We start from the raw sequence: 24,048 nt of genomic DNA, 5'->3' as shown, positions 1-24,048 counted from the left end.
CTAAGTAAAAGGGAAGTGTAAATCTATGACAACACAGATTTTAATTAACCTGTTAATTGCGATTACTTGGATGCTGCTCAATGAGAACTGGGATGTAGTAAGCTTTACTGTGGGCTATGTGATTGGCTTCGCCATTATATCCTCGATGAGGCGCTTTTTTCCAGTACCTTTCTACGGAAAAAAGGCAATTGCAGTGATTAAGCTGCTGCTCTTGTTCATCATAGAGCTATTCAAATCAAGCATTACTGTACTAAAAGAGATTATGAGACCGAAAATTAAAATCAAGCCAGGGATCTTTCGTACAACAACGGTGCTCGAGTCCGATCTTGAAATTTCCCTGCTTGTCGCACTGATCACTCTAACGCCAGGCTCTGTCGTTATGGAAATTGATCAAAAGGCGCAAGTGCTTTTTATACACGCCATGGATGCTGATGATTTCAAAAACAACATTATGAAGACGAAAAAAAGATTTGAAAAAGCGATAATCGAGGTGATGAGATAATGTTTGATAAAATTATGCTAATAGCTATGTTTTTGCTTACGGTCTCACTTCTCCTCACATTGTATCGAATTATTAAAGGTCCAACTGTACATGACCGTATCTTAGCACTTGATTCTATCGGTTATATTGTCATTGGAATCGTTGCTGTCTTATCGATATATCTCGATTCACACGCTTATTTAGAAACGATATTATTAATAGGTATATTGGCTTTTTTAAGTACAATTGCCCTAAGCCGTTATATGGAAAGGGGTGTCGTCATTGGACGGAAACGCAATGATTGAGTGGATTGTCGCTCTGCTTATTCTCGTTGGCACTGCAATGAGCTTAATCAGCTCACTTGGTCTCCTTCGTCTGCCTGACGTTTACAATCGTGCGCACGCTTCAACGAAAAGTGCCACGCTAGGGATACTTTCGATATTACTTGGGGGCTTTATTTACTTCTTATTTACGCACGGCGTATCCAGTATTCGTCTACTGCTTGGTATCGTGTTCGTTTTCTTCACAGCGCCACTAGCAGGTCATCTGATAATACGCTCTGCTCATCGCTACGGTTCGCCGCTAGCTCCGATCAGTGTCCAGGATGATCTGAAGAAGCTGCATAGCAAGGAAGCGATGGAGGAAGAAATGGTAAGGCCGGTTGAAGCCGAAAGTTAATCTAATTCTAAGAATATGTCACAATGAAATTGGGCTGACCCGTCGTTAATGAACCTAACGCCGAGTCAGCCCTTATTTTTTTGACTTAGCAATATTTAATTGAATGTTAATTATTTCATAAAATCAAAAGATTTGTTGCACACAGACACAAGTTAATAAGTAAGTCGAGAGTTACAGAGCGAAACTCAATAAACAGGTGAAATTAGAGATTTAATAGTGTAGTTAATTGTAATTGTCGCTCAGATGCTGATAACTCTTGAGTTGAAACTGTAATACATTGGAATTTGTTGCGATGGCGTGCCGTGTGCGGTGTAAATCGCACGCACTTTACTAAGGAGGGAAAGGCTGGTGATAACATAGGTTCACCTATTCCAAGCCGTTTAGAAGTGACTCAGTTCACTAAAGTTATAGATCGGTCGTTTTTTAGATGGAGAGTGAGAATCGATTTTATTCCAGTTGTTACATGGAGACAGTTAGCTGAGACATGTGTAATTTTTTTATATAAAGGTCATTTAACTGTAGTTGAAGGTCGTATACGAGTTTGGAACTACGAGAACAACGAGTTGAAAAAAGTATTCGTTACAGAGATCATTGCCGATAACATTAGTGTCGAATCGAGATGGCAGTAACGATAAGTTGATAGTGGTGCTTGTCCCTTTCTCAATCATGAAGCAACATCAAAGACTCTTTTTTAATGGCTTTCATCCGTTCGATATCTCTGAAGACGATCTTCCGTTCTGCCCCTGTTCATATCTGTATAGTGTAAATATACCTTATTACGTAGCTATGCATATTTTTCAAAAAGAGAACCAATTCAAATAGTTCGAATTGGCTCAGTTACTATCAAGTACTATAAAATATATGCTTTAAGAAAAGAAAATCCTAATCATTGTTGTTAATATTCATACAGTTACAATAGAGTTATCAATTTATTAAGTATGCCTCAAGTTCTGGAGAAGGCGATATTTTCATTTTAAAGTAATCTTCAATCCGTTCACTATCTACAGTATAAGAAATTTTAATGTATATTGTCTCATATATACTTAGTATTTTATCGTCAATTTTTGTTGGTTCCAATACAAAGGCTCTAGATAAACTTGCACCTTCTACTTCACCAGCAGGAGTAATGTCAAAAGAATTGTCATAATCTGTGTTTGTGTGAAAAACGTTATTTGCATTCAAATAATTCATCATATCATCTGCTAAATGGAAGGACATTATTACTTCCTTCATAATTACTTTTGGATCTTGTATAAAAATCTCATACTCTAACCGTACTGCATCTTCTTCAATTAATAGTTTGGAAGTATTTATTAAGGAGTAATTATTCGGATTGTTTTCATAAGGATCATTTTTCATAAAATTTATTAAATCGCTAGCTTCAGAAACATACGTTGCTTTAGCATCTGAATGTTCATCGTTTGAACATCCCACAGGAATTAAAAGTAATATTAAAATGAGCGTGGTAATTATTTGTTTTTTCATCGTTGACTCTCCATTCTAATATTGAGACCTGCATTTAAGCAGGTCTCTTATTATTTAAAACTAATCCATCCAATCTTCGTCGGAGTATTTCTTATCCTGTAAATAGTTCAAGTAAGCTTGATTCATAATGTAAGAGTGGTTGTAATAATTAGGTGCAGCCTCCACTCTTATTGCAGAATATCCTGTAGCAGGAACGAAATCTTTTTGTGCCTGGCGGACATTCTTATTAGTATCATGATAGTAACCAGAATAATGCTTGTAAGTATTTCGATTTGTGCTCTCAAAATGAAGATTCCATTTGTTATTGTAATACACAAGTCCTTGTTTGGTAGGGAAATTATAAGAAATCTTTGTTTCTGCTTTTGCAGATTGTTGAACATCAATATTAGATAATGTTATGTCAAAAATCGATAAAATCAATGCTCTAACAGAAGTAGTTAGTGTTCCCAAGATTGTTACTGTAATATCTTTTATTAGATCAAACTTTCCCGTTTTTTCATCTTGAACTATTGGTGCACCATACCAAGCATATGTAACCGTCTTCACATCCAGAGAACCTGTCCCAGGCAAATCTGCATAAGGTCTAATTATTCCCTTAGAATGAACCTCGTCAATTATATCATTTTTTTCAATAAAGTTATTCCGTTTAGATAGCTCATAAGATTCACGCCAATCTTGCTTCTCTTCCTCAGAATAAAATGAACCTGCGCTTACAAGAGAACTTCCTGAAACAAGTGTTGTTGCGATCAAGCTAGATACCAATATTTTCCTGATTATCATTTTCATTAAATTTCCTCCATTTTTTTTGTAAATTTAATAAAACATTTAACTCCTTCCATTTTTTTGAAAATACTTCTATAAATTATCATATAAATTAATCAAACACAAGAATTATTTGTATAAATTCCTATATTATTCACTTATAGTTATATTTTTTGTAACCTTTTGCTGTAATTCATGTTTTATTGAAATTTAAGTATTATACTGGAAAGATTGTAATATGAAGTGCGACACCTAAAAAAATAACTCATGACGAATTCGTGTAGAATGAAGTTACCAGACACCACCTACAAGGAGAACTCGTCATGAGCTATACACATCTTACCATAAACGAGCGTACAAAAATAGAAACATTATTACATTTAGGATGGAGTGCAAGAGCCATTGCACAGCAGATCAAGCGCCACCATTCTACGGTTTCTCGTGAAATACAACGCATGAATAACCACTCTTCTACTTATGAGGCTAGCGACGCACAAGCCGATTATCAGCACAAGCGGATGCAAAGTAAACCAAAAGGAAAGTGGAACAAAGACAGAGCACATTACCTTACTCAAACTCTGGCTGCAACATGGTCTCCAGAACAAATTGAAGGTCGAATGAAACAAGACGATCCTGAGCACGCGGTATCCTTTAAGACCATCTATCGCTGGATTTACCAGGGGAAGCTCGTCCAAGGAAACACCATCTTCTTGCGACACAAGGGAAAGCGTAGAAAGCCTCGTGAAAGCAGAGGTCGCTTTAATCTTGGATTATCCATCAGGCAACGTCCAAAAGAAGTGAAGCAACGTGAAACCTTTGGTCATTGGGAGCTTGATACTGTCGTTTCTAGCCGTGGTAAAAGTAAAGGCTGCTTGGCTACCTTTGTCGAACGAAAAACACGCTATTACTACGCTGTAAAAATGCCTGACCGTTCAGCCTTGTCTATGGAGAAAGCTGTTGCTACGGCTTTAGAAGAGCTTGCTTTACCTATGTTTACAGCTACCGTTGACCGTGGGAAGGAATTCGCTTGCCATCAAGCATTGTTAGAAGAGCACGGCTTGATGGTTTACTTTGCTGATCCTTATTCATCTTGGCAAAGAGGCAGTAACGAAAATGCCAATGGGCTTCTCAGAGAATTCTTTCCTAAGAAGTTCGACTTAAACACGATAGATCAAGCTGAACTTGAATGTGCTTTAGATTTAATCAACCATAGACCACGTAAATGTCTAGGTTGGAAAACTTCTCACGAAGCGATTATGGACGAGTTGTCGCACTTAGCTTGACAATCTATCACTGTAAAACAAAGTTGTAGACTGGCCCTAGGCAGTTTGAAGACAAGTGTATCGTAGATTATATGACCAAAATATTTTTTAAGATAAGGGGAATGTACTATACTTTGTCTTTATAACAAGTAGTGAAGAAAATGGATTCTATGAAGACGAGGTGATAAATTATGATTGAGTTTTTCTTAAATCATCCCGTCTTTCTTATATTCATAGTGATCGTAGTTGCTTATTTTTTATTTAAGGTTCTTCGTAAATTCTATTATTTATAATTACTTCTGTTGTAAAGTTTGTTGAGTGGTTATTGATTACTAAAAATTAAACTAAAAATAAACAAAACCGATCAGACAATAGTCTGATCGGTTTTGCGTTTTCGAATTTTATATAAATCAAATACATTATCCGTGCTAGCAGCTGTAGAAGGAATAGATGTGTTATTCTAGAGGTTATTTACAAAAAAATTGATTATTTTCTAGTAATCCTTTGTAATTACAGTTATTGTTATGTACTATCGTAACTTGCAGGGTAAGATAAATCCAATCGACTTTTACGATACTCACTATCTCTATGTTATCTCATTGCGGTTTCATTATTCCAAATGGTCAGTCCGCGTTAACCTTTGACTATATTCACTTACAAGTCGAGCCATTTTACGTTAGGTTCAAGAGGTTCCAAATTCATCCTTAATCAACTAATCTATTATTTTATATTCTCAGTCCTTTATTATCCTTTTCAGTTATAGGCCTCATCACTCTGCATGGTACACCTGCTGCAATCACTTTTGCAGGTATATCTTTAGTTACAACACTTCCTGCACCAATAATAGCATTGTCACCAATTGTCACTCCTGGAACAATCGTAACAGAACCACCAATCCATACATTATCTCCTATAGTAATAGGCAATGATCTCTCGTAGCCAGCCTTACGCTCATCTGCATCTATAGCATGGTTGGGTGTATATAAACTAACATTAGGACCAATCAACACATTGTTTCCAATCGTAACCTTTGCACAATCCAAAATGGTACAGTTGGTGTTCGCATAGAAATTATCTCCAATTGTAATGTTATAGCCATAATCACAGTTAAAAGGTGATTCAATCCACGCATTTTCTCCTACCGTATGAAACAACTTTTTAATAATTTGGTTTCTTTCTTTGCGTTCCGAAGGCTTCAACTTATTAAATTCAAATAATAAATCTTTCGCTCTTTCTCTTTCTTCGGTTAGCTCTTCGTCCCAACATATGTAATATTCTTGATTTAACATTTTTTCTTTTTCCGATTTCATAGTGTTATTCTCTCCTTTTTACAAAGAATAGTAACCTACTCACTATTAATTTACATTATAGCACGCTTTCAAGAAGATGAGCATCGATCTCACCATTGAAAGGAAACTGCTCTCCTTCAATTAATTGCTTCAGCTCTTCAAGCGCTTGCTCCGCGCGAGCGACCAATTGTGGAGAATAGCCAAATTGCTGCTGATGAGCGATAAACTCTTCCTCGTCTACGACCTTCCACGACTCATCCGGCTCTTTGATATAGTCCAAGTCAAGATCTACAAAGGACAGGACTTGATCATCTAATACTGAAGGCTGGGCGATGTTACAGTAATACATCAATCGATCTGCACTTTGAAACGTAATTGCAACGGTATACCATTCCTTAAGAAAAAATAGCTCTATCGATGGATAGGGCATCGTAAAGGTTTTTCCTTTTGTATGATGCGTAAATGTTCGGCCTGCCCTGCATAAAACCATAACATAATCATCCGTTTGCTTGATCACTTCAGCTGGCCATTCATAATGAAGACGTTCTCCATATTTATAAGCTCGAATCGTTACTGGTGTCCCCATACTTCCCTCCATTAATTTGTTTCATGCAGCACTCCTCAAAGAAGAGGAGCAAGCCTGAGCATGCTCCTCTTTACTGAATCCTATTGAAATGAATACGTCCAAAACTTTTCTTTTCCGAAGCGTTGCTTAACCTCTTCAGAATGAATGTCTTCATTACCAAACATTTCACTAATTTGAAATTGAGATTGATGTGCAGCAATTGCATTTCTTTTTTGGACGAGATAATCTGTTATATCAATCGATACATCCGGCTCGCCGTTGTCTTGAACCATATTGTGAGAAAATCCGATGCACAGTACCTTTGGTCTCTCTTCAGCAGGAACCTCCTGCAGCACGCGGATGACTGATGCGCCTGTTGCATCATGATCCGGATGCACGCTGTAGCCTGGAAAGAATGTAAATACTAACGTCGGCTTTACTTCCTGGTAGATGCTGCGAATGGCTGCATCTACCACTTCCCTAGGCTCAAATTCAACCGTTTTATCCATAAAGCCAAGCATGCGAAGATCTTGAATACCGATCGCTTGGCATGATGCGATTAGCTCTTCCTTGCGGATAAGCGGCAACGACTCTCGATTGGCAATAGGTGGGTTGCCTAAGGCACGTCCCATTTCCCCAAGCGTCAAGCATGCATAAGTTACCTGTGCACCTTCAGCTACAAATTTAGCTAATGTGCCTGACAATCCGAATGCTTCATCATCTGGATGTGGAAATACAACTAAAATCTTTTCTGACATTCAGCTTCCCTCCTAGAATGGCTGCTTGCTAAGCTGGAAAGCTACAACAAGCTTGCCCTCCGAATTAATCCCTGCAAGGATAATACGTCCATCCTCATCCTCCACAGCATGTGTTAAACCTTCCGCATACACCCATCCATGCTCTAGCTTCAGTCCTACACGGTACGGACCATGTCCTTCAATGGAGCCTTGTGAATACTGAATGACGGCATTACGTATAAAGTTCGCTGCCGGATGCTTGCTGCTGTCAAAATGCGCAGCATAAGCGCCCATCGTTAGCTCCAAATGAATATATAAAGGCTCATTCGCAAAGGCATCTAATTGCTTCTGAATGGCATCTTTTTGTATTGGGATCATCCTGTTATCCTCCCTTTTTCTATTGCCTCAGCAGTTTACCTTTCTATTATACGCCTTTATATCTCGAATACATAGTGCACGATAGCAAAAAATGACCTGAATCCTCCTTAGCAGATTTATCTGCAGGGAGAAATCAGGTCATGAATTGCTTTGCTGCTCGACCCTACTGCACTGCTGAAGCTCTCTAAACATTTAGCTATACTTTCTTGCTCTAACCTTTGTCTCTACTCTCTTGATGCCGTTTCTGTTTATGCGCTTCGGTTTTGTTGTCATGTTAGCGCTGGGCTGAATTTTTTGCCTTACTTATCGCTCAAGCTGATTACCCCTCATTCGTAACAACTTCCTCTACGATGCTAAATTGCTGTAGCATATAATAGAAGCGTGCACCATGCCCTTCCGCTGCTTCTAGGAAGTATTTTTCTGTAATGATAAAGCTGCCACCTCGATCATTGGATAGCACGTAAATTTTAGATACAGGACTATTCCACTCATTCCCATCGATCGCCGACAACATCGTTGCAGTAAGTGGCTCGGTAACTGCTTCTGGTTCCTTAACCGTGGCATAATAGTCAGCTAGTTCCTTCTGTAAGCGCGCAACCGCTGCCTCTGGTGCTTCATCCTCAACCTGTTCAATACTCATTGAAACCTCTGGGTAGATGTCACCAAGCGGCTCTGCTGGTACGATAATATCTCTATCCGCTTCCTCTACCAGCTTGTAGCGCTCCTCGTCAATATAAATGACATAGCCTGATTTAATGGTATCCTGTAGCACAATTTCTTTCTCTTCTGGCATTCCTTCGATATGTTCCTCTACTTGCTTTTTCGGTTCAAAGTATTGCTTGATTTGATTTACTAATGCTTGACCTGTGTTCGTTGTCGTAAATACCCCAATAATACTCGCTGCTGCTGCTACGCTAATAATCCATGCTATACGTTTCCCTGCCTTGCTTTTACGCTTCGCATGCGTCGTCTTTCTGCTTGGCTCAGTCATAAATAATTCCTCCTCAATATTTTTCCAGATGTCCTCTTTATGCTTTAGCATGGAGTCGGAATGCTGCTCAAGGGAACGTTTCATTTTTGTATCAAATTGATCCTCCTTCATCCTTCTCCACCTCCTAACGTTGTTTGCAATCTCTGTCTTAACCTCTGCTTCGCCTTAAAGATTCTAGATTTGATCGTATTCAAATTTTCGCCTAACGTATCTGCTATTTCTTGATCCTTAAGATCATGGATATATTTCAAAATAATCGGTACTCGGTTATGCTCCTCCAGACGCTGCAGCTCATCATACAGCTCTGCATATTCCTCAAATTGATGCTGATCATAGCTGCCTCGTTCAAAGGCTTGCAGTGCTTCATCCCCTATCGCAATCAGCTTTCCATGCTTCGTTGCGATGCGTTTGCATTCATTCAATAAAACGGTATAAAACCATGGCTTAAATGACTGCTCTACTCTAAAGCTATCAGCACTACGATATATGCGAATAAATGCTTCTTGCACTGCATCAAGCGCCAGTGATGACTGATTACGAAGCACGATGGTTGCTACTCGTACTGCATAATCATAATAGCGGTCATACAGCGCACGAAAAGCGCTCTGGTCTCCCTGCTTGATCGCAGTCATGAGTTCATTATCGTTCAATGCCTTCTTCTCCTCTCTTAACGTTAAGCTATATACATTACCCGCCGTACGCTTAAAAAGTTTTCGCAGGTAGAAAAAAATATTTATTTGCGATCATTCGCTTATATAAACGCCCCCTATGTAGGGTTTGTTACTTGTAGCTTCATTAATAGTATGAACGAATATAGAAAAACACCTTCAAGCCGTATCCATATCTTTAGACATGAGCTACATTGCTCGAAGGTGTTATCCTAAGTTATTTAACAGTTACGCTAATATTTCCAACATTGACCCGTGCCTGTACTACCGCACCATTTGATCCGAGTTTACCTTGAATTTCATTTTTCTTATTTAGGGAGTAGTCCACATCATCTACTGTAAGCTTTACAGTACCCACTTCTGCTCGAAGATCATAGCTTGCTTGCTGCGGAGCTCCATCATATTCAACTTTAATATTTCCGGCGTCTACATGTGCTAGTATTCCATGCTCGCTTTTTGCTTTTAGAATTTCAAGCTCACCAGCATTTACTGTAGCATCGATATGACCTATCACTTTGTTTGTGTAGATATTGCCCGCATTCAGCTCGAGCGTCGCTTCATCAAGCACAAGATCCTCTAATTTAATACTTCCAAATGCATTGCTCACGTTAAGTGCCAGTTCTTCATTAGTCGGCAGAGTAATAAGTAATGTTCGCTCACCACTATTATCCTTCATCGATTTCCCACGTTCGCTAACATTAACCTCCAGCACCTCGCCCTGTATCGAGGCATCGAAAGTAATTTGGTCTTTAATCAGTTCATCCGTGAGAAGCTCTACCGATGCTTCGTCCTGATCATTTTGTGTAATGACAATGTTCATAGCTTCTGTTTGAATATTAACTTTACTAAACTGAGCTGCTTCAAAGCTCTCTACACTATGCGTTACGACTTCACCCTTGCCTGAGCCTTTACCAATTGCACTATTACTAGCGACATTTATTGCCGAAGAGCACCCCGCTAGCAGCAGCATTGCTCCGGTTATAAGTATTCCAGCACGCATTACGAGTTTATTCATGTTCCCGCTCCTTTATTTACCATGTGATAGCTTCAGTATAGTCGATGATTAGTTGCTATAAAACAGTCTATCGGCTAGCAATGCCCCTAGACTTAGGGCGAGGTCACAGTCCATCATAATGAAGAAGATCTCAACGAAAGGAATGCGAATAGATATAGTGAGGATAAAGTCATTAAATTAACTTAAAAGATAATAATTTTAGAACTAAAATATTTTTTTGTAAAACTATGAAAAACTAATGCAATTCGAATACAAATATGCTACGATACCTCTTGGCTCATTTGACTGTAGAAAGAAAGGGATCATATGTCAACAGACAACAAGACTATTAACCAAACGCCTAGCAAAAATGCTGCTGAATTAAGTTTATTCAAGCTAACTTGGCCTATTTTTCTAGAAGTATTTTTATTTATGCTAATGGGTATCGTTGATACCTTAATGTTAAGTGAGATTTCCGACAACGCAGTTTCTGGTGTTGGTGCTTCTAACCAGTTTCTTCATATCGCTATACTTATCCTTGAGGTCATTGGTAACGGTGCATCGATCGTTGTAGCCCAATACTTAGGCTCTAGGATGCTAATGGAAGCATCACGAATCTCTGCGCTAGCCGTATCACTTAATCTAATTGTTGGATTAATTATTAGTACTGTGTTCGTTATTATGGGTGAACATCTGCTAGTTATGCTTAATCTGCAGGGCGAAGTTCTGATGCATGCGAAAAAATACCTTATGATCGTCGGTGGAGCAATATTCCTCCAAGCTATCATTAACTCGCTTGCCGCCATCATTCGTGTTCATGGCTATACGAAGCAAGCCATGTTTGTGTCACTCGGAATGAACGTTATTCATATCATCTTGAACTACATCCTTATTTTCGGACATTTAGGTTTGCCGGCATTAGGCACACAGGGTGCAGCGATTTCATCTGTCGCAAGTCGCTTAATCGCAGTAGTCGTCTTCTTCTGGCTCCTATACAATGTGATGGAAGTAAGAATCAAAATAAAGGATTACTTCAGTCTTTCGAAGAACTATATTTTGAAAATATTAAAGATTGGTGTTCCATCTGCCTTAGAGCAGGTCATGTATCAATCATGTCAGATCGTATTCTTATTCTACGCAACGTATCTTGGTGAAGCTTCACTAGCAGCGAGAACATATGCCAACAACATTTCGATGTTTATTTATATGTTTGCCTTTGCAGTGGGGATCGGTACTTCGATTCTAGTTGGTCGATTTGTAGGTGCTGGCAAACCGGATGATGCCTACAGAAGAGTGTGGAGCAGTGTCAAATCTGCATCGATCGTCTCGCTTGTTATGATTGGTGTCGTTACCTTATTCCGTGTACCGCTTATGTCGATCTTTACGGAGGACACCAATGTTATTGCCATCGGTGCAAGTGTACTACTGTTAAGCATTATCTTAGAGTCGGGTAGAACGATTAACATTATTATTGTTAATTCACTTCGTGCTTCTGGTGATGCTTCGTTCCCGCTGTATGTTGGTATTTTCACGATGGTTGGAATGAGCTTACCGCTTGGTTATCTCTTCGTATTTAAGATGGATATGGGGCTTGCAGGTATATGGCTTGCCATTGCGGCCGACGAATGGGCACGTGCCTTCATTATGTCCTATCGCTGGAAGAGTCGCGGCTGGGAGAAGCATGCGCTTGTTAAGCCAGCATCGAAGCCAGTGGAATCAAGTAGTATGTAGCTTAATAAATATAAACTAGACGGGGGTGTCTCAGGGTCATGATTAATGACCTTGAGACACCCCTGTTTCATTTGCTCCGTAAATGATGTGGTGGTTTAGGCGCGACGGTTGTATTTCAGCGCTACGCAGAATGTTGAGGTTTCGATTGCTGTTGCCCTCTGATTTCAGCGCTACGCGGAATGGTTGAGGTTTCAATTGCTGTTGCCCTCTGATTTCAGCGCTACGCGAAATGTTGAGGTTTCAATTGCTGTTGCCCTCTGATTTCAGCGCTACGCAGAATGTTGAGGTTTCAATTGCTGTTGCCCTCTGATTTCTAGAAGGATATTAATTGTAGAAATCAGAGGACAAAGGCAACCGCTTCGCTTTTACACTCTCAACATTTGCTCCGCTGGGGCGGTTTGTATGCTGTGCTTCGATGTGTTCACTACGTCAGTTACTCCGTTGGGGCTATTTGTAGGTACTTGCTTAGATGTATCACCACAACGTTTACTCCGCTGGAGCGGTTTGCGGGCTGTGCTTCGATGTGTTCACCACGTCAGTTACTCTGTTGGGGCTATTTGTAGGTTCTTGTTAGATGTATCACCACAACGTTTACTCCGCTTGGTGCGGTTTGGGTATCGCTTCGATGTGACCCACATCGTTACTCCGCCGTTATCTTATAGTTCTGTTTTCGTATGTTCTGCGCACGGTGTCATATATTTCTTTTAACGGTAGCAGGTGCTGCTGTGCTAGGCGCTTGCATTCCTCGTACTCGGGGGCCCATTGAACGACTTTTCCTTGATGTAATCCTACTTTTACTGTAACCTCACCAAGCGCTGTCGTTACTTTTATGAACTCACGCTCTAGTCGATGCACGCTTAACGGATAGTAGCGAATGCCAAGCGTTGTCGTCTCTCGAAAAATTGTATCCTTCATTTGTTCAAGCAATGAAGCTGAACACAGCAGCTGCAGCATCACTCCTGGACGATTTTTCTTCATATAGATAGGCGTGTAGTACACATCGTTCGCACCCTGCTCAAGCAACAAATCCATGACGTAGCCGAGCAGTTCACCAGAAGTATCATCTAGATTAACCTCTAGCTTTATCATTTCGTTATCTATATGCTCATGCAGTGGTGGCTTAGTAGACATCGAGGTACTCCTTTACAGCTATATTTCGGTGCTCCGTAAATGATGTGGTGTTTTTTCCATCTGATACCATTTCAGCGCTCCGTAAATAGTGTGGTTTCAATTGCTGTTGTTCACCGATTTCTAGGAGTATTTTAATTGTAGAAATCGGTGAACAAAGGCAACCGCTTTGCTTTTACACTCACACTATTTACTCCGCTGGAGCGTGTTTAGGGTGGCGCTTCGATGTGACACCACATCATTACTCCGCTGGGGCGGTTTGTGGGTTGTCGCTTCGAGGTGACGCCACACCTTTACTCCGCTGGAACGGTTTGTGGGTTGTCACTTCGATGTGACACCACATCAGTTACTCCGTTGGGGTGGTTTGTGGGCTTTCGAAGCTATTCTTCGCCTACTACAACTCTTAGCACGTTGGGATGCTCGCCGAAGCTTTTGGTGCCCGCTCCGTAGCCTATGCTTTGCACGGTCATTGAAGGCATCGGACCGTATTGCTCGGAAAGCACGGCAACGATGGCTGCGCCTGTCGGTGTTGTAAGCTCTGAGCGGATCGGGGAATGCTCTATGCGAACACCCTTTAGAATCTCGAGTGTAGCTGGTGCTGGCACCGGATATACTCCGTGATCGATTCGGATCTTCCCAGAACCTACTGGTACTGGAGACGCTTTTACTTTATCAATCTTCATAGAATCAAGCAGTATCGCTGCTCCAATAATATCGATAATGGAATCGACCGCACCTACCTCGTGAAAGTGAACTTTCTCTAGTGGTAATCCGTGAATTTTACCCTCAGCTTCTCCGATTTTTTTAAATATTCGCAAGGAAAGATCACGAACTGGTGCTTCAAAGCCAGCATCCTCGATCATCTTAACAATATCACGGTAGGAGCGATGATCGTGGCTATGTGCATGGTTGTGACTATGCCCGTGGTTGTCGCTATGTGCGTGATCATGGCTATGTACATGGTCGTGACTATGTGCGTGATCATGGCTATGAGCATGATCGTGACTATGCGTATGGTCATGGCTGTGTCCATGATAGTGTTCATGCGTATGGTCATGGCTGTGTCCATGATTGTGACTGTGCGTATGGTCATGGCTGTGTCCATGATCGTGACTGTGCGTATGGTCATGGCTGTGTCCATGATCGTGACTGTGTGCATGGTCATGGCTGTGTCCATGATCGTGTTCATGCGGATGCTCATGGTTATGGGCATGTTCGTGATTATGTACGTGATCGTGACTATGTGCATGTCCATGGCTATGCCCATGATCGTGACTATGTGCGTGATCGTGACTGTGCGTATGTATGTGTCCGTGATCATGGCTGTGCCCGTGGTCGTGACTATGCTTCAGCTCAACATCAAACTTTGTTGCGGTGATGCCGTTTTTTATAACCTTCGTCCATTTAAGCTCATATTCATCATTGATCTTCAGCTTTTTAAGCTCTTCCATCAGCTTATTAGCATCAGCACCTGCATCTAAAAGTGCGCCGATAAACATATCACCGCTAATTCCAGAGATACAATCCAAATATAACGTTCTCATGCTTCTTCTTTAACTCCTTTTCCTGCAAGCTGATGAATGAGAGCTGCGTTGTAGCCGCCCCCAAAGCCATTGTCAATGTTTACAACACTAATACCCGAGGCACAAGAATTGAGCATCGTTAATAATGCAGATAGTCCATTAAAGTTCGCGCCGTATCCAACACTCGTCGGGACAGCGATTACAGGATGAGAAACGAGGCCACCAACAACACTTGGAAGCGCCCCCTCCATACCTGCTACAACAACTGATACAACAGCCTGCTGGATTTCCTGAGCGTGATATAGCAAGCGGTGGATCCCCGCTACACCAACATCGTAAATGCGATGCACTTCGCTGCCAAGCACCTCTGCCGTAATGGCTGCTTCTTCTGCAATTCGGATATCGGACGTTCCAGCAGCAATAACTGCGATATATCCTTTTAAGCGCTCCTCTGGCGGCACTTCAAACTTTTTATACAGCAGCTGCGCGGGCTCACTATAAGTGAGCTCCAGCGCAGCACAAGCCTGCTGTACAATATTAGCTTTATCTTGATCAAGGCGCGTTACGAGCAGCTGCTTCGTATGCGCACTTAATGATGTCAGGATCGAGATGATCTGGTCAGCCGTTTTGCCCTCACCATAGACGATCTCGGGAAAGCCTTGACGCTGCTTGCGATGATGGTCGACCTTAGCGAAGCCAAGATCCTCAAAAGCAGCAAGTTTCTGTTTTGCTTCAGCAATACTTAATGTACCGCGTTGAACCTCATGCAATATTTCGTCTAGCACAAGCTTCCCCCCCATAACTGTGATGGCATACTAACCATTTCGTTTATTTATAGAACGGTGCCATAGCAGCACCTAGCTTTTCGTAGTTCGCATAAAGCTGCTGATACAGCTTCGAACGCTCTGGATTCGGCAGCGTTGCCGAGCCCATCGGAATATTGTTTTTAATATCGTTAAAGGAAGCAGCATGTCCAAGAGCGACAAGTGCTGTCCACGCAGCGCCCCAAGCTGCGCCATGATGATTCTCTGATACATAGATTTCAGCGTTGAATATATCAGCCATCATTTGCAGCCAAAGTGAGGATCGGGACAAGCCACCATTTACGTAGATTTTTCGGCCTGCTTCTTCATTAGAAGTATCAAGTGCACGGTTGATCTGATAAAGGTTAAACGTGATCCCCTCGAGCACAGCACGAATAAAGTGTGGCTTCTTATGTGTGACCGTCACGCCGTAGAAGCTCCCCTTCGCATGCTGATTCCAGATCGGTGCTCGTTCGCCATTAATGTAAGGCAGGAAGATCAAGCCATCTGCTCCTGGTTCAACCTTCTCAGCATCACTTAAAAATTCACCAAATTCGCGCTCATCCTCTAGCAGATCCTTCAGCCATTGCATGACAATCCCACCATTGTTCGTTGGACCGCCTACAATGAATTGATCCTCGGTAAACGCATAGCAGAATGTCTCCTGCTGCTCACTAACTTTTACAATATGAGAGAACTGTCTAATCGCGCCGCTCGTACCAACAGAAACCGCGACCTCACCAGGCAATATCGCACCGATGCCCAGATTAGAAAGCTGTCCGTCCGCCGCACCAATAACAAATGGCAGCTCCACAGGTATGCCCATGGCCTCTGCAACTTCTGGCTTGACTGGAGGAAGCACCTCTGTAGGCGGTACAATGCGAGATAGCTGATCCTCTTCAACACCAGCTAATGCCAGCACCTGAGCATCCCAGTTAAGCTCTGAGGGGCTGAATAAGCCTGTAGCAGATGCCATCGAATAATCAATGACTCGCTCACCCGTCCAGCAATAGATTAAATATTCCTTGATCGACATAAAATATGCGGCTTGCATGTAAGGCTCGTACTCATTCTCCTTCATCCATAGCAGCTTCATAAGCGGCGTCATCGGATGCAGTGGTGTCCCTGTACGTGTGTAGATAACTTGCTTCATCGTAGAAGCCAGTTCATCCACTTGAGCTGCAGCTCTTCCATCTGCCCAGATGATCGCAGGTGAAACAGGCAATCCCTGCTCATTTACAATAAGCAGGGAATGCATAGCTGCAGAAAACGACAAGGCCATCAGCTCATCCTTATGAACACCAGCTTGATCTAGCGTTGCTTTAATCGCCTTCACAGCAAGCTTTTCAATATCTACTGGGTTTTGCTCCACCCAGCCTTGCTGTGGGTAATGAGAAGTAATCATTTCCTCAACACTGGCAATTAAGTTCCCTTTTAGATTAAACAAGCACGCTTTTACACTTGTTGTCCCAAGGTCTAGTCCAATTACAAACTGTTTAGCCATATGACATGATTCCTTTTCATTATCGTTTTTTGCATGTGAACTTATGATATATTCAGCATTTTGTTCATGCTACCGCTTTGGTAGCCCAGCAAATCTAGTGTAACATATTGGTAGCCATAAGACTGCAGTGCATTCACAATATCCTCATGATGCTCAACGACTGTCTGCAAGTCCTGCGGCTCCACCTCTATTCTAGCAATATTGTCATGCGTGCGCACACGCACCTGACGAATACGCAATGATTTCAAATACGCTTCTGCCTTCTCAATCTTGTTAAGCTTCTCGTTCGTTATATACTCGCCGTAGGCAATTCGTGAGGACAAGCATGCGAACGATGGTTTATCCCAAGTCGGCAAATCAAATTGCTGAGAAAGCTCCCTGATTTCCTCCTTATACAGCTCCGCCTCCAATAGCGGACCGCGGATACCGCGCTCCTTAGCAGCCTGCATACCAGGACGGTGCTCGTTCATATCATCAGCGATAACCCCATACACGATGTTAGAAAAGCCACGCTGCTCAAGCAAAGGTATCAGATGATCGAACAAGCTGCTCTTGCAAAAGTAACAACGATTCTTCGTGTTTTCTGCATAACCAGGAATGTTGAGCTCCGACGTTTCAATCACTTGATGCGGAGCTCCAATTAGTGCGGCAAGTCGCTTTGCTTCCTCAAGCTCACTGGAGGGATAGGTCTCAGAGTCTGCTGTTACTGCCAATACGTGCTGCACCCCTAGTGTATCAACTGCAGCTTTTAGCAGAAATGTGCTGTCTACACCTCCTGAAAAAGCTACAACAACTGATCCCATCTCACGTAATATATGCTGCAATGCCTCGTATTTCTGCTTCAGCATGTTATTGATCCCCATCCCTTCAATTATATTGCTATCGCACTCTCTTTTGATATATTCATCACTTTACTTCATTATCCATTAAATTATTGCAAGCTATATACTGCTTACCTACATTATATCGTCATGCTGCCAAATCCACCATCTACTCGAAGCAAAGCGCCAGTTACAAAGCTAGATGCCCGATCGGATGCAAGGAATACAGCAGCTCCCTTTAGCTCATCCGGCGTACCAAAACGATTCAGCGGTGTATGCTTTAGAATCGATTCCACACGATCAGCACTTAAAATCTTACGGTTTTGCTCCGCTGGGAAGAAGCCAGGAATAATCGCATTTACACGGATGCCATGAGGTGCGAATTCACGTGCCAAATATTGCGTTACGCTGTTGATGCCCGCTTTAGACACAGAGTACGTGAATACTCTTGACAATGGTGTCGTAGAGGATACAGATGAAATATTAATAATGCTGCCTTGACGCTTTTGCTCGATCATTTTTTTAGCGAAGATTTGAGTCGTTACAACGACACCCTTCAAATTCACGTCCATAATGTCATCCCACTCGTCCATACCTAGCTCAAGAAATGGCGTTGAGCTGTTTTTACCAGGAGCATTTAGAATAACGTCCCAGCCACCAGACCAAGCTTCAATCTCTTCGGCTGCTTTTTCTAGTGATTCTCTAGAGCTGACATCAGCTGCAAATGCTTTTGCTTTACCGTCTTTTGCAACGATAGCCTCTGCTACAGCGTTAGCCTTCTCTAAGTTTCTTCCGATAATTGCAATTTGAGCGCCATGCTCAGCAAGACCTTCTGAGATCGAAGAGCCTAGTGTACTGTTCCCACCAAACGCAAGAACGGTTTTTCCTGTTAGATCAAATAGCTGTGACATGCTGATTCCCCCTAAAATAAATTGCCTTCCTCGTTGAATGGGAGTGCGTATGGTTCGTTAATCAATTCCATCTGCGGATGCTGCTTCACATATTCAAACAAAGCTTCTGAAACTTCAATTTCGCTAATTTCCAGCGTATTATGAATGCGTACAAGCTTAACCTGATCAAAATCGAGGATGTTGCACGTTTTAATCGCTGCTTGGATGCACTGCATATCATTCGGCAGCGTCGTCGCGATTTTAGTAGGAGCAACAACGGTCGATGTTAAGCCGTTAGCATACGTTACTTCTAGATCCATCTTGTCAACAAGACGCTGCGTCGTAAAGTCTGCAGTCCCCACACCGTTCGCATTACCTTCTGTCTGCGGTGTAAGATCAAGCACAACCATCTTGTTCACATCTGGCCCGCCGTGGGCATAAGGTGTCGGATAGCGCCCTGTTATGTTAGGGTCCATTCCATCACCGCTAATATTTTTACCGATCTGATCGATAACGAGCACATCAATTTGATCAAAGAAAAGCTTCGGCAGCAGTGATTTTGCTTTTTCCTGCAGTGCAGGCTCTTGAGAGATAATTTCCTCAGTCGTTAGAGCTTCAATATATGCGACTTTATCAAACGCATTCTCAATGCTGGCAACACCGAACAAGACCGGCTTTTTTTCCATAATCATTTTCGCCATTGCTGGTACATTTTCAGCCATATACTTAAAGCCAAGCTGGTGACATGCTTCCGCGCCTTTTTGCTTACCTAGTCCGATGCTGATCATTTTCATAATGCCGCTCTCAACTGGACCACGGAATGCAGTATGCGGTTTAATTCGGTTAATGACGACGATGCCGTCTGCTTCAGAAGCGTATTTATCAACATACACAGGAAGTCCATTAGGCAAAGTTCCTAGCTGTATAACCTCCATAGAAGAACGAATCTCGCAATTGACACTTTCTTCTGTTACTCCCAAATGAGCAAGTACTTCTCGCTGGCCTTCTGCAGTTGCACCGCCGTGGCTGCCCATGCTTGGCACGATAAATGGCTTGGCGCCTGCATCTTTAAGGAATTGCACCGTTACTGCAGTAATCTCAACTAGACGATCAAGACCTCGGCTCCCTACAGCAATGGCAATTTCCATACCAGGTGTAATCAACTGCTTAATGCTGTCCTTTTCCAGCTTTGCACGAAGCTCACTGCCTAAGTCATCAAGCTGTCGATTATCAAAATTAACCTTTACCTTTGCCATCTTAGGCAATGGTATATTTTTCACAAGCTCTTGAAGAATCCCCAACCTACTCACTCCTCATACGTCGATATTCTAGCTTCTGTTAACGAATTTAGATTTATACTGCACAGTCAATGAAACACATTGTCATGCTGCTGCTCTTGAGGTATAGCTATAACATGCTAGTGAGGATTACGATTCCATCCAATTCGTATGGAAGACGCCCTCTTTGTCCACACGCTGATACGTATGCGCTCCGAAGTAATCGCGCTGTGCTTGAATCAAGTTCGCAGGCAGCACGTCTGAACGGTAGCTGTCATAATAAGCAATCGCACCTGCAAATGAAGGTACAGGAATACCATGCTGAATCGCTAGTGCAACAACATCACGCAAAGCACTTTGATATTGAACAGCGATATCCTTGAAGTAAGGATCAAGCAACAGATTAGCTAGCTTCGGATCACGGTCGTATGCATCCTTAATTTTTTGTAGGAATTGCGCGCGGATAATACAACCACCGCGGAAAATCATCGCAATGTCACCATAGCTTAGATTCCAATTATTCTCTTCTGATGCAACACGAAGCTGAGCAAAGCCCTGAGCATAGGAAACGATTTTGCTTAAGTAAAGCGCACGACGCACCGCTTCAATTAGTTCTTCCTTGCTGCCTGTATACGCTGCTGCAGCAGGTCCAGGTAATATCTTACTTGCCTGTACACGCTCGTCCTTCATTGCAGATATAAAGCGTGCGAATACTGATTCTGTAATAATGGATAGCGGAACGCCTAGATCAAGAGCATCTTGACTCGTCCATTTGCCTGTACCCTTTTGGCCAGCAGCATCAAGGATCACATCAACGAGTGGCTTGCCTGTCAGCTCATCCTTTTTACCAAAAATGTCTGCAGTAATCTCAATCAGATAGCTATCGAGCTCACCTTTATTCCACTCTTTGAATACGCCTTGAAGCTCTTCTGCATCCAGCTTAAGCACATGCTTCAAAATAAAGTACGCTTCAGAGATTAGCTGCATATCACCGTACTCGATACCGTTGTGAACCATCTTCACATAATGGCCAGCACCGTCTGGTCCAATGTACGTACAGCAAGCATCTCCATTAACTTTAGCTGAGATCGCTTCCAAAATGGGTCTAACTAGCTCATACGCTTCCTTCTTACCGCCCGGCATAATCGATGGCCCCTTCAAAGCGCCTTCTTCACCGCCTGATACGCCTGTGCCGATAAAGTTGAAGCCTTCTGCCTCAAGCTCCTTATTACGACGGATCGTGTCATGGAAGAACGTATTTCCGCCATCGATAAGAATGTCGCCTTTATCCAAATGCGGCTTCAGCTGTTCGATTGTAGAATCCGTAGCTGCACCAGCCTTTACCATAATTAATATTTTACGCGGTTTTTCCAGTGAAGCAACAAACTCTTCAATTGTGCGAGCACCAACAAACTGCTTGCCTTTTGCTTCTTGCTGTAAAAACTCCTCTGTCTTATCGTAAGAACGATTAAATACTGCTACAGAATAGCCTCGACTCTCTATGTTCAAAGCTAGATTTTTCCCCATAACCGCCAGCCCAATAACACCAATTTGCTGTTTTGACATTATGAATCACTCCTTGGAACACCACTAAAAATTTAATTTGTTTAGTAGGTGAATTAATTATATAATAAACGTAACAATTCCTAATCTCTTTGTCAAATTAAAATTCAATTTTATTGCTAGCACATTGACTAAAACTGTTGAAGATAGCATGCTATAATTAAAACACTGTTTCAATTTCATGTATTAAAAGCAGCTTACTTTGCAATGAGTCGCTACGATAGGTAGGAGGTACATATGGTTACTGGAGATGCAGCTTATATTAAAAAGATAAATCGCTCCATTATTATAAGAGAGATACTCAAGGTAGGTACGATCTCACGAGCTAATCTCTCGAAGGTGACAGCTCTAACAAGAGCAACAGTGTCAGCTCAGGTTGCCGATTTAATTGAGGATGGCCTTGTTACGGAAAAGCATATCGAGCACAATCATGTCGGCCGTAAGCCTATTATGCTCTCTTTGAATGCTGAAGCAGGGTACGCGCTTGGCATTGATCTAGAAACAGATCATATTACGTTCATGATCACCGATCTGCTAGGTAATCCAATCTCTACTAGTGTCGTGCAAAATGATTCTACTCGCTATGAGAGTACCGTAGAGCTGCTCATTAAGCAAATTACCGCCTACAAGAAAAACTATAGTGATCGACGCCATGGGATTGTAGGCATCGTAATCTCAGTTCATGGACTTGTATCTAATGATGAAATGATCCATTTTATCCCACGCTTGAATTGGTCACGTGCTCCGTTGAAGCAGGATTTAGAGGCTGCGCTTGGTGTAGAGGTTCATATTGATAACAATGCGAACTTAACAGCATTCGCTGAGCGTGTCTATGTACACCACGATACAGAAAATCTAATATCAGCGACACTTTACAGTGGTATTGGTATGGGCATGATCGTGAATAACAAATATTTCTGCGGGAAAGACGGGTTTGCCGGTGAGATCGGGCATATGATTGTTGTGCCTGGTGGAAAGCCTTGTGAATGTGGTAATAAGGGCTGTTGGGAGAAATATGCCTCGGAGAACACAGTGTTAGACCAACTTTCTCAGCTATATCCTGAGGAGAGCTTAAGCTATAATCTCATTTTGCAAAAATATTATGAAAAGGATGAACGGCTCACCGCAATTATCGATCAATTTATCTATTATTTATCGATTGGATTAAACAACGTCATCAACATCTATAATCCTGATGTTGTTGTACTTGACAGCGAACTGCTCCGGATCTATCCCCATTCATTAGAGAAAATTACAGCAAATTTGCATTCTAAAATTAGCCACTACCAGGGGCTATATATTTCAAAGCTAGGTAAAAAATCGTGCACATTAGGTGCTTGTGCCAAGGCGATACAGCTATTTTTAGATGTTCCGACGATTTCACTGCCTTATAAAAATTAATAGGTGCTTACCAGTTTTTGTTATTGAGGTATTAAAAGCAATTAAATGTCATAATACTTAATTTGTTGGTTAAGTAAACAAATTAACTATGTCAGTGCTTTTATCATGTTTAGACGTATTTCAATGCGATATGTGTACAACTGAATAAGCCTAATCATAGGTAAGCACACTAGACACGCACACATCAAGGAGCAGCCGGAAGTAACACGATTACGCATGTTAACGATGCTTCATTCTGGTTGTTCAAGGAATACTTTGGCTTGTCTATTAAGGATACGTTCAAATCTTGGGGATTGCTGCTCTTCACCACCTCGATTGTTGGTTTAGGTGTCGTACTCATCCTCGATCTGTTTATATAACAACAGCTCAATCATAATAAAGCAGGGGATGTCCAACTGTCCGTTCATTGAACGCGACCTTGGACATCCCCTGCTTTTTCTTCTATTGTGCGTAATCTCCTGTGTAATTAACTAGCGAAGCATCACTAACTCCCTTTATTTCAATGATCGATTGAAGGAAGGCGGTATTGTCATCTACTAGCTTAATTTCATAGGTGACTTCCGTATAGTTTTTACGTACATTTTTCGATTTCAGCTTTCCTTTTAGCTTTCTTAGCTCAGTTCTCAGCTCGTTGATCGCTTCATCAGTATGTCGAATGATGAGTAGATAAGCCTCTTCTCTAACCTTACGTTTACTTAGCCAGAAGATCACTAAACCAATAATAAGTGAACCACCAATGGCAAGCGGATAGATTTTAGCACCTGTTGCTATACCTGCCGATATCGCCCAGAACATATAAACGATATCAAGCGGATCTTTGACTGCAGTTCTAAAGCGGACAATACTTAGGGCACCAACCATACCTAAAGATAAGACGATATTGGTGCTGATCGTCATAATGACGAGTGTTGTAATCATCGTCATAAGCACGAAGGAAACATTATAGTTGTAGCTGTACACAACTCCGCGGAATGTTATGCGGTAGATCGCATAAATAAACATTCCGATTAAAAAAGAAATAATTAGTCCAACGACAACGTCGTAATAAGAAACCGTGCGGAAGCTCTCTAATGTTAATACACTCTTTTTAATAATATCCTCAAAGGTAGTCATCCAT

Annotated in this window: 25 protein-coding genes and 1 pseudogene; 8 read left to right on the top strand and 18 right to left on the bottom strand. The window is 41.8% G+C overall.

The features are described from left to right. The first annotated feature begins 25 nt into the window (after positions 1 to 25). The 4 genes from NSQ99_RS06210 (at position 26) to NSQ99_RS06195 (ending at position 1,788) form a co-directional block, all read left to right on the top strand. Positions 26 to 502: a Na+/H+ antiporter subunit E gene (locus NSQ99_RS06210; RefSeq protein WP_340835770.1), complete on the top strand. Its 477-nt coding sequence runs from the start codon at positions 26 to 28 to the stop codon at positions 500 to 502. Next, complete coding sequence (locus NSQ99_RS06205) at positions 502 to 786, top strand: Na(+)/H(+) antiporter subunit F1 (protein ID WP_340835769.1); 285 nt, start codon at positions 502 to 504, stop codon at positions 784 to 786. Before NSQ99_RS06210 ends, NSQ99_RS06205 begins: the two co-directional genes overlap by 1 nt. Beyond that, positions 779 to 1,159, top strand: coding sequence for a monovalent cation/H(+) antiporter subunit G (mnhG, locus tag NSQ99_RS06200; protein WP_340835768.1), 381 nt, complete (start codon positions 779 to 781; stop codon positions 1,157 to 1,159). Before NSQ99_RS06205 ends, mnhG begins: the two co-directional genes overlap by 8 nt. Before the next feature lie 302 nt (positions 1,160 to 1,461). Next, the gene (locus NSQ99_RS06195; protein ID WP_340838738.1) at positions 1,462 to 1,788 is read left to right on the top strand and encodes a single-stranded DNA-binding protein; all 327 of its coding nucleotides are present in this window, start codon (positions 1,462 to 1,464) and stop codon (positions 1,786 to 1,788) included. Between the two features lie 295 nt (positions 1,789 to 2,083). Here NSQ99_RS06195 and NSQ99_RS06190 read toward each other — a convergent pair whose 3' ends face one another. Next, positions 2,084 to 2,644, bottom strand: coding sequence for a hypothetical protein (locus tag NSQ99_RS06190; RefSeq protein WP_251667965.1), 561 nt, complete (start codon positions 2,642 to 2,644; stop codon positions 2,084 to 2,086). A gap of 60 nt (positions 2,645 to 2,704) precedes the next feature. Continuing rightward, the gene (locus NSQ99_RS06185; protein ID WP_251667963.1) at positions 2,705 to 3,430 is read right to left on the bottom strand and encodes a hypothetical protein; all 726 of its coding nucleotides are present in this window, start codon (positions 3,428 to 3,430) and stop codon (positions 2,705 to 2,707) included. 299 nt (positions 3,431 to 3,729) lie between these two features. Between NSQ99_RS06185 and NSQ99_RS06180 the strand changes: the two genes are divergently transcribed. Further along, positions 3,730 to 4,689: an IS30 family transposase gene (locus tag NSQ99_RS06180; RefSeq protein ID WP_340834498.1), complete on the top strand. Its 960-nt coding sequence runs from the start codon at positions 3,730 to 3,732 to the stop codon at positions 4,687 to 4,689. 704 nt (positions 4,690 to 5,393) lie between these two features. Here NSQ99_RS06180 and NSQ99_RS06175 read toward each other — a convergent pair. The 7 genes from NSQ99_RS06175 to NSQ99_RS06145 form a co-directional block, all read right to left on the bottom strand. Continuing rightward, on the bottom strand, positions 5,394 to 5,978 hold the full coding sequence (locus NSQ99_RS06175; protein WP_340835767.1) for a sugar O-acetyltransferase: 585 nt from the start codon (positions 5,976 to 5,978) through the stop codon (positions 5,394 to 5,396). 55 nt (positions 5,979 to 6,033) lie between these two features. Further along, positions 6,034 to 6,555 (bottom strand): DUF402 domain-containing protein, encoded by a 522-nt coding sequence (locus NSQ99_RS06170; RefSeq protein ID WP_340835765.1) that lies wholly within the window; start codon positions 6,553 to 6,555, stop codon positions 6,034 to 6,036. Between the two features lie 68 nt (positions 6,556 to 6,623). Next, positions 6,624 to 7,280 (bottom strand): bacillithiol biosynthesis deacetylase BshB2, encoded by a 657-nt coding sequence (bshB2, locus tag NSQ99_RS06165; protein WP_340835763.1) that lies wholly within the window; start codon positions 7,278 to 7,280, stop codon positions 6,624 to 6,626. A 12-nt stretch (positions 7,281 to 7,292) separates the two neighbouring features. Next, positions 7,293 to 7,637 (bottom strand): YojF family protein, encoded by a 345-nt coding sequence (locus tag NSQ99_RS06160; RefSeq protein WP_251667957.1) that lies wholly within the window; start codon positions 7,635 to 7,637, stop codon positions 7,293 to 7,295. A 319-nt stretch (positions 7,638 to 7,956) separates the two neighbouring features. Beyond that, a complete protein-coding gene (locus tag NSQ99_RS06155) occupies positions 7,957 to 8,739 on the bottom strand; it encodes a hypothetical protein (protein ID WP_340835762.1) in 783 nt (260 codons plus the stop codon). Beyond that, entirely contained in the window at positions 8,736 to 9,278 is a 543-nt protein-coding gene (locus NSQ99_RS06150; RefSeq protein ID WP_251667954.1) for an RNA polymerase sigma factor, read from the bottom strand. Before NSQ99_RS06150 ends, NSQ99_RS06155 begins: the two co-directional genes overlap by 4 nt. A gap of 235 nt (positions 9,279 to 9,513) precedes the next feature. Next, the gene (locus NSQ99_RS06145) at positions 9,514 to 10,311 is read right to left on the bottom strand and encodes a DUF4097 domain-containing protein (protein WP_251667953.1); all 798 of its coding nucleotides are present in this window, start codon (positions 10,309 to 10,311) and stop codon (positions 9,514 to 9,516) included. 306 nt (positions 10,312 to 10,617) lie between these two features. On the opposite strand from NSQ99_RS06145, the gene NSQ99_RS06140 reads away from it, so the two are divergent. Further along, positions 10,618 to 12,021: an MATE family efflux transporter gene (locus NSQ99_RS06140; RefSeq protein ID WP_251667949.1), complete on the top strand. Its 1,404-nt coding sequence runs from the start codon at positions 10,618 to 10,620 to the stop codon at positions 12,019 to 12,021. A 651-nt stretch (positions 12,022 to 12,672) separates the two neighbouring features. On the opposite strand, the gene larC is transcribed toward NSQ99_RS06140, so the two are convergent. The 8 genes from larC to gndA all read right to left on the bottom strand — a co-directional run bounded on the left by larC (position 12,673) and on the right by gndA (position 21,533). Next, positions 12,673 to 13,152 carry a nickel insertion protein gene (larC, locus tag NSQ99_RS06135; RefSeq protein WP_340835759.1) on the bottom strand — a complete coding sequence of 160 codons (480 nt, stop codon included), beginning with the start codon at positions 13,150 to 13,152 and terminating at the stop codon, positions 12,673 to 12,675. Between the two features lie 377 nt (positions 13,153 to 13,529). Next, entirely contained in the window at positions 13,530 to 14,648 is a 1,119-nt protein-coding gene (locus NSQ99_RS06130; RefSeq protein WP_340838737.1) for a LarC family nickel insertion protein, read from the bottom strand. A gap of 41 nt (positions 14,649 to 14,689) precedes the next feature. After that, positions 14,690 to 15,457, bottom strand: coding sequence for a nickel pincer cofactor biosynthesis protein LarB (larB, locus tag NSQ99_RS06125; RefSeq protein WP_432806933.1), 768 nt, complete (start codon positions 15,455 to 15,457; stop codon positions 14,690 to 14,692). Positions 15,458 to 15,500: 43 nt separating this feature from the next. Beyond that, complete coding sequence (locus NSQ99_RS06120) at positions 15,501 to 16,979, bottom strand: gluconokinase (RefSeq protein ID WP_251667935.1); 1,479 nt, start codon at positions 16,977 to 16,979, stop codon at positions 15,501 to 15,503. A gap of 41 nt (positions 16,980 to 17,020) precedes the next feature. After that, positions 17,021 to 17,827: an ATP-dependent sacrificial sulfur transferase LarE gene (larE, locus tag NSQ99_RS06115; protein WP_251667933.1), complete on the bottom strand. Its 807-nt coding sequence runs from the start codon at positions 17,825 to 17,827 to the stop codon at positions 17,021 to 17,023. A 113-nt stretch (positions 17,828 to 17,940) separates the two neighbouring features. Further along, entirely contained in the window at positions 17,941 to 18,711 is a 771-nt protein-coding gene (locus tag NSQ99_RS06110) for an SDR family oxidoreductase (protein ID WP_340835757.1), read from the bottom strand. An 11-nt stretch (positions 18,712 to 18,722) separates the two neighbouring features. Continuing rightward, entirely contained in the window at positions 18,723 to 19,991 is a 1,269-nt protein-coding gene (locus NSQ99_RS06105) for a lactate racemase domain-containing protein (RefSeq protein ID WP_251667923.1), read from the bottom strand. 126 nt (positions 19,992 to 20,117) lie between these two features. Beyond that, positions 20,118 to 21,533, bottom strand: coding sequence for an NADP-dependent phosphogluconate dehydrogenase (gene gndA, locus NSQ99_RS06100; RefSeq protein ID WP_251667912.1), 1,416 nt, complete (start codon positions 21,531 to 21,533; stop codon positions 20,118 to 20,120). A 234-nt stretch (positions 21,534 to 21,767) separates the two neighbouring features. On the opposite strand from gndA, the gene NSQ99_RS06095 reads away from it, so the two are divergent. Continuing rightward, the gene (locus tag NSQ99_RS06095) at positions 21,768 to 22,931 is read left to right on the top strand and encodes an ROK family transcriptional regulator (protein WP_251667910.1); all 1,164 of its coding nucleotides are present in this window, start codon (positions 21,768 to 21,770) and stop codon (positions 22,929 to 22,931) included. A gap of 203 nt (positions 22,932 to 23,134) precedes the next feature. Continuing rightward, a pseudogene (locus NSQ99_RS06090) lies at positions 23,135 to 23,290 on the top strand (GntT/GntP/DsdX family permease); the annotation flags it as partial. An 82-nt stretch (positions 23,291 to 23,372) separates the two neighbouring features. Here NSQ99_RS06090 and NSQ99_RS06085 read toward each other — a convergent pair. Further along, entirely contained in the window at positions 23,373 to 24,044 is a 672-nt protein-coding gene (locus NSQ99_RS06085; protein WP_340835755.1) for a DUF4956 domain-containing protein, read from the bottom strand. Between the last annotated feature and the right edge of the window lie 4 nt (positions 24,045 to 24,048).

This window comes from Paenibacillus sp. FSL W7-1287 (assembly GCF_038004245.1).
Classification (GTDB): Bacteria; Bacillota; Bacilli; order Paenibacillales; family Paenibacillaceae; genus Pristimantibacillus; species Pristimantibacillus camelliae.
Note: the sequence above shows the minus strand (reverse complement) of the source record. Positions and strands in the feature narration are given on the sequence as shown.

Bases quoted from the DNA above. Each gene is read 5' to 3' on its own strand.
- NSQ99_RS06170 (WP_340835765.1), bottom strand. From the start codon at position 6,555: ATGGAGGGAAGTATGGGGACACCAGTAACGATTCGAGCTTATAAATAT.
- NSQ99_RS06175 (WP_340835767.1), bottom strand. From the start codon at position 5,978: ATGAAATCGGAAAAAGAAAAAATGTTAAATCAAGAATATTACATATGT.
- NSQ99_RS06185 (WP_251667963.1), bottom strand. From the start codon at position 3,430: ATGAAAATGATAATCAGGAAAATATTGGTATCTAGCTTGATCGCAACA.
- NSQ99_RS06210 (WP_340835770.1), top strand. From the start codon at position 26: ATGACAACACAGATTTTAATTAACCTGTTAATTGCGATTACTTGGATG.
- NSQ99_RS06160 (WP_251667957.1), bottom strand. From the start codon at position 7,637: ATGATCCCAATACAAAAAGATGCCATTCAGAAGCAATTAGATGCCTTT.
- NSQ99_RS06205 (WP_340835769.1), top strand. From the start codon at position 502: ATGTTTGATAAAATTATGCTAATAGCTATGTTTTTGCTTACGGTCTCA.
- NSQ99_RS06095 (WP_251667910.1), top strand. From the start codon at position 21,768: ATGGTTACTGGAGATGCAGCTTATATTAAAAAGATAAATCGCTCCATT.
- NSQ99_RS06145 (WP_251667953.1), bottom strand. From the start codon at position 10,311: ATGAATAAACTCGTAATGCGTGCTGGAATACTTATAACCGGAGCAATG.
- NSQ99_RS06120 (WP_251667935.1), bottom strand. From the start codon at position 16,979: ATGGCTAAACAGTTTGTAATTGGACTAGACCTTGGGACAACAAGTGTA.
- NSQ99_RS06110 (WP_340835757.1), bottom strand. From the start codon at position 18,711: ATGTCACAGCTATTTGATCTAACAGGAAAAACCGTTCTTGCGTTTGGT.
- NSQ99_RS06155 (WP_340835762.1), bottom strand. From the start codon at position 8,739: ATGAAGGAGGATCAATTTGATACAAAAATGAAACGTTCCCTTGAGCAG.
- NSQ99_RS06140 (WP_251667949.1), top strand. From the start codon at position 10,618: ATGTCAACAGACAACAAGACTATTAACCAAACGCCTAGCAAAAATGCT.
- NSQ99_RS06180 (WP_340834498.1), top strand. From the start codon at position 3,730: ATGAGCTATACACATCTTACCATAAACGAGCGTACAAAAATAGAAACA.
- gndA (WP_251667912.1), bottom strand. From the start codon at position 21,533: ATGTCAAAACAGCAAATTGGTGTTATTGGGCTGGCGGTTATGGGGAAA.
- NSQ99_RS06190 (WP_251667965.1), bottom strand. From the start codon at position 2,644: ATGAAAAAACAAATAATTACCACGCTCATTTTAATATTACTTTTAATT.
- NSQ99_RS06130 (WP_340838737.1), bottom strand. From the start codon at position 14,648: ATGTTTATCGGCGCACTTTTAGATGCAGGTGCTGATGCTAATAAGCTG.
- larC (WP_340835759.1), bottom strand. From the start codon at position 13,152: ATGTCTACTAAGCCACCACTGCATGAGCATATAGATAACGAAATGATA.
- NSQ99_RS06085 (WP_340835755.1), bottom strand. From the start codon at position 24,044: ATGACTACCTTTGAGGATATTATTAAAAAGAGTGTATTAACATTAGAG.
- mnhG (WP_340835768.1), top strand. From the start codon at position 779: ATGATTGAGTGGATTGTCGCTCTGCTTATTCTCGTTGGCACTGCAATG.
- bshB2 (WP_340835763.1), bottom strand. From the start codon at position 7,280: ATGTCAGAAAAGATTTTAGTTGTATTTCCACATCCAGATGATGAAGCA.
- larE (WP_251667933.1), bottom strand. From the start codon at position 17,827: ATGCTGAAGCAGAAATACGAGGCATTGCAGCATATATTACGTGAGATG.